Annotated in this window: 14 protein-coding genes; 9 read left to right on the plus strand and 5 right to left on the minus strand. The window is 33.0% G+C overall.

Features of this window, described 5'->3' with window-relative positions; translation table 11 throughout:
* Positions 1-71: 71 nt before the first annotated feature.
* Positions 72-842, plus strand: a complete 771-nt coding sequence (mazG, locus tag RB619_RS02220) for a nucleoside triphosphate pyrophosphohydrolase (protein WP_308093605.1) — start codon at positions 72-74, stop codon at positions 840-842.
* Here the strand turns inward: mazG and RB619_RS02225 are convergent, their stop codons facing one another.
* On the minus strand, positions 843-1523 hold the full coding sequence (locus RB619_RS02225) for a Crp/Fnr family transcriptional regulator (protein ID WP_308093980.1): 681 nt from the start codon (positions 1521-1523) through the stop codon (positions 843-845).
* A 205-nt stretch (positions 1524-1728) separates the two neighbouring features.
* On the opposite strand from RB619_RS02225, the gene RB619_RS02230 reads away from it, so the two are divergent.
* From RB619_RS02230 to RB619_RS02265, 8 genes are all read left to right on the plus strand, one after another.
* Positions 1729-4116 (plus strand): heavy metal translocating P-type ATPase metal-binding domain-containing protein, encoded by a 2388-nt coding sequence (locus RB619_RS02230; RefSeq protein WP_308093607.1) that lies wholly within the window; start codon positions 1729-1731, stop codon positions 4114-4116.
* A gap of 117 nt (positions 4117-4233) precedes the next feature.
* A complete protein-coding gene (ccoS, locus tag RB619_RS02235) occupies positions 4234-4425 on the plus strand; it encodes a cbb3-type cytochrome oxidase assembly protein CcoS (RefSeq protein WP_308093610.1) in 192 nt (63 codons plus the stop codon).
* 2 nt (positions 4426-4427) lie between these two features.
* Positions 4428-6617: a cytochrome-c oxidase, cbb3-type subunit I gene (gene ccoN / locus RB619_RS02240; RefSeq protein ID WP_308093612.1), complete on the plus strand. Its 2190-nt coding sequence runs from the start codon at positions 4428-4430 to the stop codon at positions 6615-6617.
* A gap of 4 nt (positions 6618-6621) precedes the next feature.
* Positions 6622-6798: a CcoQ/FixQ family Cbb3-type cytochrome c oxidase assembly chaperone gene (locus RB619_RS02245; protein ID WP_308093614.1), complete on the plus strand. Its 177-nt coding sequence runs from the start codon at positions 6622-6624 to the stop codon at positions 6796-6798.
* Between the two features lie 18 nt (positions 6799-6816).
* A complete protein-coding gene (locus RB619_RS02250) occupies positions 6817-7758 on the plus strand; it encodes a cbb3-type cytochrome c oxidase N-terminal domain-containing protein (protein WP_308093617.1) in 942 nt (313 codons plus the stop codon).
* A gap of 5 nt (positions 7759-7763) precedes the next feature.
* Positions 7764-9182, plus strand: coding sequence for a cytochrome c oxidase accessory protein CcoG (gene ccoG / locus RB619_RS02255; RefSeq protein ID WP_308093620.1), 1419 nt, complete (start codon positions 7764-7766; stop codon positions 9180-9182).
* 12 nt (positions 9183-9194) lie between these two features.
* The gene (locus RB619_RS02260) at positions 9195-9644 is read left to right on the plus strand and encodes a FixH family protein (RefSeq protein WP_308093622.1); all 450 of its coding nucleotides are present in this window, start codon (positions 9195-9197) and stop codon (positions 9642-9644) included.
* 7 nt (positions 9645-9651) lie between these two features.
* On the plus strand, positions 9652-10353 hold the full coding sequence (locus RB619_RS02265) for a sulfite exporter TauE/SafE family protein (protein WP_308093625.1): 702 nt from the start codon (positions 9652-9654) through the stop codon (positions 10351-10353).
* Here the strand turns inward: RB619_RS02265 and hemN are convergent.
* The 4 genes from hemN to RB619_RS02285 form a co-directional block, all read right to left on the minus strand.
* Positions 10350-11714, minus strand: coding sequence for an oxygen-independent coproporphyrinogen III oxidase (gene hemN, locus RB619_RS02270; RefSeq protein ID WP_308093628.1), 1365 nt, complete (start codon positions 11712-11714; stop codon positions 10350-10352). The genes RB619_RS02265 and hemN overlap by 4 nt on opposite strands.
* Before the next feature lie 126 nt (positions 11715-11840).
* Positions 11841-12317, minus strand: a complete 477-nt coding sequence (locus RB619_RS02275; RefSeq protein WP_308093631.1) for a hypothetical protein — start codon at positions 12315-12317, stop codon at positions 11841-11843.
* A 116-nt stretch (positions 12318-12433) separates the two neighbouring features.
* Positions 12434-12781: a hypothetical protein gene (locus RB619_RS02280; RefSeq protein ID WP_308093634.1), complete on the minus strand. Its 348-nt coding sequence runs from the start codon at positions 12779-12781 to the stop codon at positions 12434-12436.
* Between the two features lie 113 nt (positions 12782-12894).
* Positions 12895-13317: a DoxX family protein gene (locus RB619_RS02285; RefSeq protein ID WP_308093636.1), complete on the minus strand. Its 423-nt coding sequence runs from the start codon at positions 13315-13317 to the stop codon at positions 12895-12897.
* Positions 13318-13385: the final 68 nt, after the last annotated feature.

Raw genomic sequence — 13385 nt, forward strand, 5'->3', positions numbered from 1 at the left:
CTGTTGAGATGTTTTCTTGACAGGATTTTTTACTTTTACAGTACTTCATTACAATTCAAAAAAAATCAAAAATGAGCAAAGAACTTCAGCTAAAAGCCTTCGAAAGATTATTAATAATCATGGATGAACTTCGCGAGCAATGTCCGTGGGATAAAAAACAAACGCTTCAAACTTTGCGCCATTTGACAATCGAAGAAACCTATGAACTTGGAGATGCTATTTTAGACAATGATTTAAATGAAGTAAAAAAAGAACTTGGAGATTTGCTGTTGCATATAGTTTTTTATGCCAAAATTGGCTCAGAAACCGATGATTTTGACATGGCCGATGTCTGTAATGAAATCTGTGATAAATTGATCCATCGTCATCCACATATTTATAGCGATACTGTTGTAAAAGATGAAGAAGAAGTAAAACAGAATTGGGAAAAATTGAAATTAAAAGAAGGCAAAAAATCTGTTTTAGAAGGTGTACCAAGAAGTCTTCCTGCGTTAGTAAAAGCAAGCCGAATTCAGGATAAAGTAAAAGGTGTTGGTTTTGATTGGGAAGAACCGCATCAAGTTTGGGACAAAGTACAAGAAGAACTAAAAGAACTTCAAGTGGAAGTAAAAACAGGAGATCAGGATAAAATTGAAGCCGAATTTGGTGATGTTTTATTCTCGATGATCAATTACGCCCGATTCTTAAATGTAAATCCAGAAGATGCATTAGAACGCACTAATAAAAAATTCATTAAACGTTTTCAGTATTTAGAAAGCAAAGCTGGTGAATTAGGAAAACCTTTATCTGATATGACCTTGGCAGAAATGGATGTATTTTGGAACGAAGCTAAAAAGCTGTAGTTATTCAGCCATTTTTTTTAATGCTCGCACATCTTTCAGCATAATTTTTTTTCCAACAAGTTCAATAAGTTCTAATTTATTAAAATCAGATAAAAGACGAATACAGCTTTCAGTTGCGGTTCCAATAATTCCTGCAAGTTCTTCTCTTGTAAGTTGTACTTTTAAGGTTTTATCTGGATTTTCGCCAAACTCATCATGCAAGTGTAATAATGTTTCGGCTAAACGTTGTTTTACGGTTTTTTGAACTAATGCAATTTTATCGTTTTCAGATTCTTTCAAATCTTCACAAATTGACTGCATTAAATTAAGTGAAAATTGATTGTTGTTATTAAAGAAATGGATGATTTCAGATTTTGGAATAAAACAAACTTCCATATCGGCGATTGCTTTTGCAGATAAATTAGCAGGTTCATTACTGATCATAGAACGCTGTCCTAATAATTCGCCAGATTTGACCAATTTTACAATTTGATCTTTTCCATTAGCACTTAATTTTGATAATTTGCCAACTCCATCTTTTATACAAAATACACCGTTGGTAACTTCTCCTTCTTCAAAAATAGAATCTCCTTTTTTAATCGAGTAACTGGTTTTGCTATTGGCTAATTTTACAACCTCCTCTTTATTAAGGGCTTTTAAAGACGACAACTGGCGTACAATACATTGATCACATTTATTCATCGCAAAATAATTTAGTGCAAAATTAACCATTATTCGCGTTTTAAAGCCCTGTTTTTTCTTAAAATATGCAGAAAAATTTTACGAACGTAATTTGCCTATTTTATTTCATTAAATTAGAATTGGATTTCATTTTCATATGATAATTGTCATATTTATACTTAAATCTTATTCGAAATATTTGTTACATTAAAAAAGAAACAAATTTATGACTGAGCAGAGTTGTTTTCATTGCGGGATTGACATTCCTAAAAATGAAGAAATCGATTTTGATGAAAAAAAGTTTTGTTGTGCTGGCTGTAAGACGGTTTATGAAATTTTTAGCCTTCATGATTTGACCTGTTATTATGATTTTGAAAAATCGCCAGGCGCTACTCCTCAGGACATTCAAGGGAAATATGACTTTTTAGACAATGATGCGATCTCAACTAAAATAATCGATTTTCAAGAAGGCAATACTGCAATTGTTTCTTTAAATATTCCGCACATACATTGCAGCTCTTGTATTTGGATTCTGGAAAATTTAAACAGAATTCAATCCGGAATCAGCATTTCTCAAGTTAATTTCCCAGAAAAAAAAGTCCGAATTACTTTCAACTCAGATTCGGTTTCTCTCAAATCAATAGCTAATTTATTAAGTTCAATAGGATATGAGCCTTATATAAGTCTAGAAAACTACGAAACTGGTAAGAATAATATTGATAGAAGTCTGACTTATAAACTTGGTGTTGCTTTCTTTTGTTTTGGCAATATTATGTTGCTTTCATTTCCAGAATATTTCGAAATCAAAGAATTTTGGCTGGATAATTACAAGCCGTTTTTCAGGATTTTGATTTTTTTATTGGCTTTGCCAAGTTTTCTATATTCTGCAAGTGGCTATTATGTATCGGCTTATAAAAGCATCAAATCAAAAATGTTGAACATTGATATTCCTATTGCTTTAGGAATTATTGTAATGTTTATCAGAAGTACTTTTGATATTGTTATGAATTACGGAGGCGGTTTTTTTGACAGTCTTACGGGGCTGGTATTTTTTATGCTTTTGGGGAAAATGTTCCAAATTAAAACCTATAGTTTTTTGAGTTTTGAAAGAGATTTTAAATCCTATTTTCCAATAGCAGTTACCAGAATTAATCAAGATGTCTCTGAAGAAAGTGTGCCAATTTATGATGTTTTAAAAGGAAACAGATTATTAATCAGAAACCAAGAGTTGATTCCGGTTGATGGTATTTTAATCAGTGAAAAAGCCGAAATTGATTATAGTTTTGTTACTGGAGAAGCAGTTCCAATAACAAAAAAATCAGGTGATAAAGTTTTTGCCGGTGGAAAACAAATTGGAAAAGTAATTGAAATGGAAGTTTTACATTCAGTTTCACAAAGTTATTTGACGCAATTATGGAGCAATGAAATTTTCCAGAAAAAGGTAGTTCAAAAACATAAAACAATTACAGACAAAATCAGTCGTTATTTTACTCCTATATTATTATTGATTGCTTTTACAGGATTTGGATATTGGATATTTATTGATGCAAATACGGCATTCAACGTTTTTACTGCAGTATTAATTGTGGCTTGCCCTTGCGCATTGGCTCTTACAGCTCCGTTTACTTTTGGAAATATTCTCCGAATTATGGGCAAACAAAAAATGTATCTTAAAAATGCCTTGGTAATTGAACAATTAGCAAAAGTAGATACCATTGTTTTTGATAAAACTGGAACAATCACAACAAATAAAAAATCAAATATTGTCTACGAAGGAATCGCGATTTCTGATGAAAATACGATTTTATTAAAAAATGTACTTCGCGCTTCAAATCACCCTTTAAGCCGAATGTTGTATGATTTTTTACCTGAAACAAAACGGATTAAAATTGATGAGTTTGAAGAAATAACTGGAAAAGGAATTTTGGCTTTCGCCGAAAATAAAGCAGTTAAAATTGGCTCGGCTGCATTTGTTGAAAGTCCTGATTTGAATACTTCAGAAATTGAAAAAACAGCGCTTCATATTAAAATAGGAGATGTTTATTATGGACGATTTAATTTCCAAAATCAGTATAGAGATGGTCTTGAAACGTTATTTTTAAATTTAAGCAAAAACTACAAGTTAAAAGTGCTTTCAGGTGATAACGACGGAGAGAGAGAAAATCTTGAAAAGATCTTGCCTCATGGGACTGAACTAATATTTAATCAAAAGCCGGAACAAAAACTTGACTTCATCAAAAAGCTTCAGGATAAAGGCTTGAATGTTATGATGGTAGGTGATGGTTTAAATGACGCTGGAGCTCTGGCACAAAGCAATGTTGGGGTTTCAATTTCTGAAAATGTCAATGTGTTTTCACCTGCTTGTGATGCGATTCTAGATGCCAATGAATTTTCCCGATTGAATTACTTTTTAAAACTTTCTCAAAAATCGATTTTGATTATCAAAATGAGTTTTGTTTTATCGCTTCTTTATAATGTTGTAGGGCTTGGTTTTGCAATTACAGGCAACTTACTTCCACTAGTGGCGGCTATTATTATGCCGTTGAGTACAATTACGATTGTAAGTTTTGTGACTATTATGTCTAACTACTTCAGTTCTAGTAATTTAAAATGATTATAAATAATTCCGAAGTATATTTTTACTAAATTTAGCATAAGCCATTTGACTATGATAATTATCATATTTTTTGCAATACTAACCAGTTAATTTTGTTAACATAATTTTAATGGTATGAGTGTAATTTATCTATTAATCTCAGTAAGTATTTTCGTCGCAGTAGGCTTCTTCATTGCTTTTATTATCGCTGTCAAATCTGGACAGTATGATGATGACTATACGCCCTCAGTCAGAATGCTTTTTGATGATGAGACAAAAAATATTCCCCAGAAAAATAATTCACCAACCGAAGAAAAACAAGTTTAATTATGGAAATGGAACAGTTTTATTACGACAACAAAATTGTAAAAAAATTCATTTACGCCACTATTCTCTTTGGAGTAGTAGGTATGTTAGTGGGACTGACCTTAGCGGTTATGTACCTTTTTCCCAACATGACAGATGGGATTTCGTGGCTTAGCTACGGCCGATTAAGACCTTTGCATACAAATGCAGTTATTTTTGCCTTTGTCGGAAATGCTTTTTTTGCGGGGTTATACTACTCGTTGCAGCGTTTGCTGAAAGCAAGAATGTTCAGTGATTTTTTAAGTAATCTGCATTTTTGGGGCTGGCAGTTAATTATTGTTGCAGCTGCCATTACATTACCATTAGGTTATACCTCATCAAAAGAGTATGCCGAACTGGAGTGGCCTATTGATATTGCAATTGCATTAATTTGGGTTGTAATGGGAATCAATATGATTGGTACCATGCTTCGCAGAAGAGAAAGGCATTTATATGTTGCTATTTGGTTCTACTTAGCCACTTTTGTGACAGTTGCTGTTTTGCATATCTTTAATAATATTGAATTACCAGTTTCTGCGTTAAAAAGTTATTCTGTTTACGCAGGTGTTCAAGATGCGCTGGTACAGTGGTGGTATGGGCATAATGCAGTTGCATTTTTCTTGACAACACCATTTTTAGGATTGATGTATTATTTTATTCCTAAAGTAGCAAACCGACCTATTTATTCTTATAGATTATCTATTATTCACTTTTGGTCTTTAATCTTTATTTACATTTGGGCTGGACCTCACCACTTATTATATTCAGCTTTGCCTAACTGGGCGCAGAATTTAGGAGTTGTATTTTCAGTAATGCTTATTGCTCCATCTTGGGGAGGTATGATCAACGGACTTTTAACGTTGAGAGGTGCTTGGGATAAAGTTCGTGAAGAACCAGTTTTAAAATTCTTTGTTGTAGCTATTACAGGATACGGAATGGCAACTTTTGAAGGTCCAATGCTTTCTTTTAAAAATGTAAATGCTATTGCGCACTATACAGACTGGATTATTGCACACGTACACGTTGGAGCTTTAGCATGGAACGGTTTTATGTCATTTGGTATTATCTATTGGTTGATTCCTCGAATGACAAAAAGCACCTTATTTTCTAAAAAACTAGCTAATTTCCATTTCTGGATCGGAACTTTAGGAATTATATTATACGCATTGCCAATGTATGTGGCAGGTTTCCAGCAAGCTTCTATGTGGAAACAATTTAATCCAGACGGAACTTTAACGTACGGAAACTTCCTTGAAACCGTTACTGCAATTATGCCTTTATATTGGATGAGAGCAATTGGTGGTACGCTTTATCTAGTGGGGATGATAACATTGGTTTACAATATTATAATGACCGTAAAAGCTGGAGATACTATTGAAGATGAATTAGCTCAGGCTCCTGCATTGCAAACAATTAGTAGTAATAGGCTTAGAGGAGAAAAATTCCATACTTGGTTAGAAAGAAAACCAATTCAATTGACCATTTTAGCTACGATTGCGATTTTAATTGGAGGTATTATTCAAATTGTACCAACAATTATGGTTAAATCAAATATTCCAACAATTTCAAGCGTAAAACCTTACACACCTTTAGAATTAGAGGGACGTGATTTATATATCAGAGAAGGATGTGTAGGTTGTCACTCACAATCAGTTCGACCATTTAGAAGTGAAGTTGAAAGGTACGGTCCACAAGCAAAAGCAGGAGAATTTGTTTATGATCATCCATTTTTATGGGGATCAAAACGAACTGGGCCAGATTTATTAAGAGTAGGAGGTAAGTACAATGACAACTGGCATTTTAACCATATGTGGAATCCACAAAGTACATCTGCAGGTTCAATTATGCCGGGCTACAAATGGCTATTCGACAATAAACCTTTGGATATTTCTTTGACGCAAAAGAAAATGCAAGCAATGGTTTCACTTGGTGTTCCATATTCAGAAACTGAAATTGCAAACGCTCAGAAAACATTGAGAGATCAAGCTGTTAAAATTGAAAAAAGCTTAGAAAACGATCCTGATTTTGTGAAAAGTTATGAGGATAGCAAAAAGAAAGCTGCTGCCAAAGGAGAACAATTTGTTCCAATGAATGAAAGAGAAATTGTTGCTTTGATAGCTTATATACAAAGACTTGGTACTGATATTAAAGTAAAAGATACTGCTAAAAAATAAGGCTATGTTTGAACAGATAAAACACAATATGGAGACAATATCGGGTATAGAAATTTACCCGATTCTATCTCTCTTGATCTTCTTTTTATTTTTTGTTGGATTAGCCTTTTGGGTATTTTCATATAAAAAAGAAAAGATTAAAGAAATGAGTGAAATTCCTTTAAATGAGGACTTGGTATAATTTCAAAAGATAAATAAAATGAAAAAGTTTTTCCCAGTATATGTAAGAGTACCACTTATTTTCTTCATCGGTTTTGCTTTGATGGAGTATTTTATTGATTCAGGTGATAAACCGGCTTTTATAAAATTCCCAATGGTTTCTGTCTTTTTAGCTGTATTTCTATTTGTTTTAATAGCAATTGAAATTACACTCAGCGCAGTTAATCGAGTGATGTATCATTTAATGTCTCCTGAAGAAAAAGCTAAGGTAGATTATGAAAATAGTCTGAGTTTAAGCGAAAGCACATGGTTTAAAGAGTTGATGCATAAACTTACAAAGACACCTCCTATGGAAAAAGAAGGTGATTTGTTGATGGATCATGATTATGACGGAATCAAGGAGCTTGATAATAATTTACCGCCATGGTGGGTTTATTTATTCTACATCTGTATCATTTTTGGTGCTATCTATCTTGTGCATTATGAAATTCTTGGTGGAGATGATCAGGAAACAGAGCTTAAAAAAGAAATGGCGCAAGCAAAAATTGATGTGGACGAATACTTGAAAACGGCACCAGATTTAATGGATGAAAAAACAGTTGTTTTACTTACTGATGAACCAAGTTTAGCAGCAGGTAAAGAAATTTTCATGACAAATTGTGCTGCTTGCCACAGAGCAGATGGTGGAGGTCAAATTGGTCCAAATTTAACAGACGATCATTGGATTTTAGGAGGTGGCATTAAAAATGTTTTCCATACTATTACAAATGGTGGTCGTGATGGAAAAGGAATGGTTTCTTGGAAAACAAATGGTATGAAGCCAAAAGATATTCAAAAAGTGGCTAGTTATATATTGTCTTTACAAGGAAGCAATCCTAAAGAACCAAAAGAAGCTGAAGGTGAAGTTTGGGTCGATGAAAGTGCTCCAAAAAAAGACGCAGCGGCAAATAGTCCAAAAGATAGTACAGAAGTTAAAAAATAATAATCATGTCAAATTTACCAGACGAAGCTTTTAGAGATACCATTGGAACTATTGATGAAGGCGGTAATAGAAAATTTATCTTCCCTAAAAAACCGTCTGGTAAGTTCTATGATTATAGAAAGATTGTCAGCTATGTTTTATTAGCTATTTTAGTTGCAAATCCTTTTATAAAAATCAACGGTAACCAATTTATGATGTTCAATGTTATGGAACGTCGTTTTAATATTTTTGGATTTCCGTTTTGGCCTCAGGATTTTTACCTTTTTGTAATTTCAATGCTGGTTGGCGTCGTTTTTATAATTTTATTTACGGTCGTTTTTGGAAGGATTTTTTGCGGATGGATTTGTCCGCAGACTATTTTTTTAGAAATGGTTTTTCGCCGAATTGAATATTGGATTGATGGCGATCGCGGTTCTCAATCGCGTTTAGCCCGACAAGAATGGAATGCAGAAAAAATTAGAAAAAGGCTTTTAAAATGGACTGTTTTCTTTTTAATTTCTTTTGGTATTGCGAATGTGTTTTTAGCTTATTTGGTTGGCAGTGATCAGTTATTTTTAATGATTGAGCAAGGTCCGGTAAAGCAGGCGAACAATTTTATTGCCCTATTGATCTTTACTGGTGTTTTTTACTTTGTTTTTGTTTGGTTTCGCGAACAGGTTTGCATAATTGCTTGTCCTTACGGCAGACTTCAAGGAGTTCTTCTTGATAATAAATCCATCAACGTTGCATACGATTTTGTTCGTGGCGAAAAAGAGGAGGGTCGTGCAAAATTTAATAAAAAGGAAGATCGAGCATTAACTGGAAAAGGAGATTGTATTGATTGTCTTCAATGTGTGCATGTCTGCCCAATGGGAATCGATATTCGAAACGGAACTCAGTTAGAATGCACCAATTGCACTGCTTGTATTGACGAATGTGACCATATAATGGAAAGTGTAGGTTTGCCAAAAGGTCTTATCCGTTACGCTTCTGAAGATGAAATAACAAAAAAAGAGCCTTTTAAGTTTACTAATAGAATGAAAGGTTATACAGCTGTATTATTTATTTTGTTAAGTGTATTCGTTGGGATGTTGTTTTTAAGAACTAATGTTGAGGCTATTATTTTGCGTTTGCCAGGACAATTATTTCAGCATAAGGGGGATAAAATAAGCAATGTTTACACGTATAAAATTGTCAATAAAACGATGAATGATTATAATGACATTCATTTTGAATTGATTGACCAGAAAGGTGAAATTAAAAACGTTGGGAATACTCATTTCAAAATTAAAAGAGAAGAAACTGCTCAAGGGACACTTTTTATAGAAATCAATGAAGCAATTTTGGAAAGTGATAAAACCACAGTTAAAATTGGGGTTTATGATGGCGATAAATTGCTTGAGACAACCAAAACAAATTTTTTAAGCCCGCGAAGTTTTAATTAAAATACTACGATTATGAAAATAAATTGGGGAACCGGAATTGTAATAGCTTTTGCTCTTTTTATGACTTTTATTTTATATTTTGTTTTTGAAGTACAATCAAATGCCAAATATGATAATGATTTAGTTGTAGAGGAGTATTACAAGCATGACTCACATTTTCAGGAGGAAATGGCACGTGTTCAGAATGCACACGATTTACAGCAAAAACCTTCAATTACTTTTGGCGAGACAGGCGTTAAAGTTGCATTTCCTGCAACTTTTGAAAGCGATAAAGTAACAGGGAATATTTTATTGTATCGCCCTTCAAATAAGAAATTTGATTTTAATACTAAAATTGCTTTAACAAACTCAGCTTTGTTTATTCCAAAAGATAAATTGATTAAAGGACGTTGGGATGTTAATATGGAATGGCAGTACAACGGAACAAAATACTTGACTAAAGAAGTAATTTACGTAAACTAATTTACAAATGTTGTATTCGGCATTCATATTAGGTCTTATCAGCAGTCTGCATTGTGTTGGAATGTGTGGGCCCATTGCTGTTATGTTGCCAGTCGATCATCAAAACGAAGTAAAAAAGGTCACTCAGATTATCACTTATCATTTAGGTCGTCTGACAGCTTATGGAACAATAGGTTTGATTTTTGGTTTGTTGGGCCGTGGTTTCTTTATGGCGGGAATACAGCAGAAAATATCAATTTTCATTGGTATTGCAATGATATTGGTTGTTTTGATCCCTGAGAAAGCATTTGCTAAATACAATTTTTCAAAACGTGTTTATAAAGTAATTTCAAAGATTAAATCAAATTTAGGAAGTCAGTTTAAAAAGAAGAGTTACAAATCTCTTTTTGTAATAGGCTTATTAAATGGTTTTCTTCCATGCGGAATGGTTTACGTGGGATTGTTTGGTGCAATTGCTATGCAAAGTGCCAATTTAGGGGTTCTATACATGCTACTTTACGGCTTAGGAACTATTCCTTTAATGACGATCGTGGTTTATGTCAATTCATTGTTAAAATTGCCTTTCCGAAATAAAATTCAGAAGGCAATTCCTTATGTAGCCGTTTTTATAGGTGTTTTATTTATTTTAAGAGGCTTGGGTTTAGGAATTCCCTATGTGTCGCCATCAAATATGAGTTTATTTGTACAACAGACTCCTAATTGTTATTAAACAGTCATTGAAAACAGGTTTGTTTCCGGTGATTTTCTTTTTAAGTGTAAGTCAAAAGCCATACAAATATTGCGGACAAAAGGCCTTCCGGCTTCGGTAATTTTAATTTTATTTCCTTTGATAATAATTAGCTCATCATTTTCTATTTCTTTTAAAGCCAATAAAACTTCAGGAAGTTCTTTAAAGTATAAAGATTCATTGCTCCAAGAAGTTTCTAGCTCACAGGTGAGATTTAAGATGTGTTTTCTAATAATTAAATCTTCATCATTCAAAATATGCCCTTTTACAACTGGCAACTGATTTGATTGCAAGATTTGATAATATTCTTCAAGATTTTTAGTATTCTGCGCAAAACTATACCAGCTGTCACTAATTGATGAAACTCCTAAACCAATCATAAGTTGTGTTTTTGAAGCACTGTATCCCATGAAATTTCTATGAAGTTTTTTAGCGTGTGCTGCCTGAAATAAACTATCTGATGACTGTGCAAAATGATCCATACCAACTTCATGATATCCATTTGTTGACAGAAGTATTTTTCCTGTTTCATAAAGCATTCTTTTTTCAGCATCTTTCGGCAAGTTTTCTTCATTAAAACCGCGCTGTCCGTTACCTTTTATCCATGGAACATGGGCATAACTGTAGAATGCTAATCGATCTGGTTTTAATGAATTTGTTTTTTCAATTGTATCAACAATATTTTCGACAGTTTGAAATGGAAGGCCAAAAATGATATCATGGCCAATTGATTTATAGCCAATCTCTTTTGCCCAAAAAGTTACTTTTGCAACATTGTGAAAAGGCTGTATACGATGAATGGCTTTTTGAACTTTTTCGGCATAATCCTGAACTCCAAAACTTACTCGGCGAAAGCCCAAATCATATAATTTCTTAAGCTGTTCGTAAGTGGTGTTATTTGGATGTCCTTCAAAACTGAATTCGTAATTTTTGGCCTTGTCGGCTAACTTAAAAATTCCACTGATAAGATTTTCTAAGTTAGCAACAGAAAAAAAAGTGGGAGTTCCTCCGCCTAGATGAATTTCTTTAACAAGAGGTTTTTCGGGAAGAAGTTTACAATATAAACTCCATTCTTTTAAGAGAGCATCTATGTATATTTCTTCTACGGAATGATTTTTCGTGATTCGTTTGTTGCATCCGCAAAAAGTACACATGCTTTCGCAAAATGGCAAATGAATGTATAAACTGATTCCGTTTTGGGTATTGCTTTCTGAAAATGATTTTTGAAAAGATGCTGTCCATTTTTCCAAAGTAAAATCGGCTTCATTCCAGTAGGGAACTGTTGGATAACTTGTATATCTTGGACCTGGGACGTTATATTTTTGAGTCAGTGAAATTTTCATAAATAAAACATTTTGAGAGGGATCAAAATTACTTTACTTGTTTAAAAATTAAAATGATAAATATCATATTGTTATTGCAAAATAAAAAGAGACTCAATAGTTGAGCCTCTTTTCTGAATTAAATAACTAACGTGAAATAGAATCTTGGATGATTTTAAGCCATTTTTTTGCAAAAATATGATCTTGATAAGCACTTATTTGTTTGATGCGATCATCATCGAAATCATAGAATGGTATGGTGATTTTTTTAGAATTTTCTTTTTCTTGGAATTCAAAATCGATTTTCATAATCGTGTCTGAGTTTCCATCTGTAGTTAAAACCAATTTGCAGGAAGAAATGTTTTTTAAATCAACATAGGTTGCTTCTTGCTGGTTTGGGTTGAAATTCATTAAAACAAATCTCTTGTTTTTTTGATCTATAGTAAGTGTTTTATTACTCTGAGACTCTGTTAAATCAAAATCTTCAGGATGAGTTGCGTTGAACTTCTTTTTAATATTTAAAATTTTAGATTTATTAGCAGCGCTCGATCGTGCTGAAAAATAGACCGGAATAGCGACAATTATTGCAATCACTAAACCAATTATGGTTACACTAGTTTCCATTTTTGATGTTTTAATTTGATAAATAATATGAAATCATAAACTGTTTTCGGGCAGAAAACGGTTTAAAAGATTAAGAAAGAAGAGGTTTCTTTCTCATTAAAATTTCACGGATTTATTTACCAGAAAAAATGAAACGCATAGAGCATTAGAGAGATTTTCTTGCTCTGAGTTGAAAATTGACGTGTAAAATTAAATGAAGATTTAACAGTTTCGTGCTGTGGAATGGCTACGATTAAAGAATCGAACCATTTTATTACAACAGGATAATCTGTTTTGATGCTTGCAGCGAATTGATAGCTGGTCTGTGGTTGGATAAATGCAGATGAATCTGGAATATCTTTAGAAAAATTGGTGTCCGTTTTTTGACTTTCAACTATTTGCATAGGAACATCGTTTGCTTGAGCAGCAAAGAAGCCAATAATCAAAAGTGAAATAAATAGTATGGTCTTACGAATCCAATTCATGAGGCGAATTTAGTTCATAAAACAGAAAAAAAGAAATTTAAAAGTATTAATTACTTCTTAAAAGTGCTTTTTGCTTTATCCTCAGCTTTAATAATCGCTGAGGATAGAAGTATTTATTGTTGCATTTTAAAGTAGTAATCGGCAGAATGCTTTCCCCCGCCATAAAATAGAAAGAAAATGCAAAGCAGTAATACTGTTATTGCAAGAAATAAGCTTTCAGAATGCATTCTTCCCATGAAATTAACTAAAACTGCTCCAAAAAGTATTGGTAGCTGTGCAGCAATTGCCCAGCGTGTGAGCAGACCGAAAACGATCATTATTCCTCCAATCATATGCGCGGGCGCAATATAATGCAGCAGGAACATGCCACCTCCAAACTGATCAATTGGAGAAATTAAATCATGCAGATATTGAACATTCGTTACAAATGAAACTCCTTTCATAAATAAAAAAACACCCAATACAATACGTACTAAATCTACTGGTAAATAAGTGTGCGAATTTGCCCATTTATTCAAGCTTTTTACATTTTCCATGACATTGCGTGATTAAAAATTGTTTATTAAAATTACAAAATTTTAATAACATATTTAATAATAAGTCC

This window comes from Flavobacterium sp. LHD-80, assembly GCF_030929605.1.
In the GTDB taxonomy this organism is placed as follows: domain Bacteria; phylum Bacteroidota; class Bacteroidia; order Flavobacteriales; family Flavobacteriaceae; genus Flavobacterium.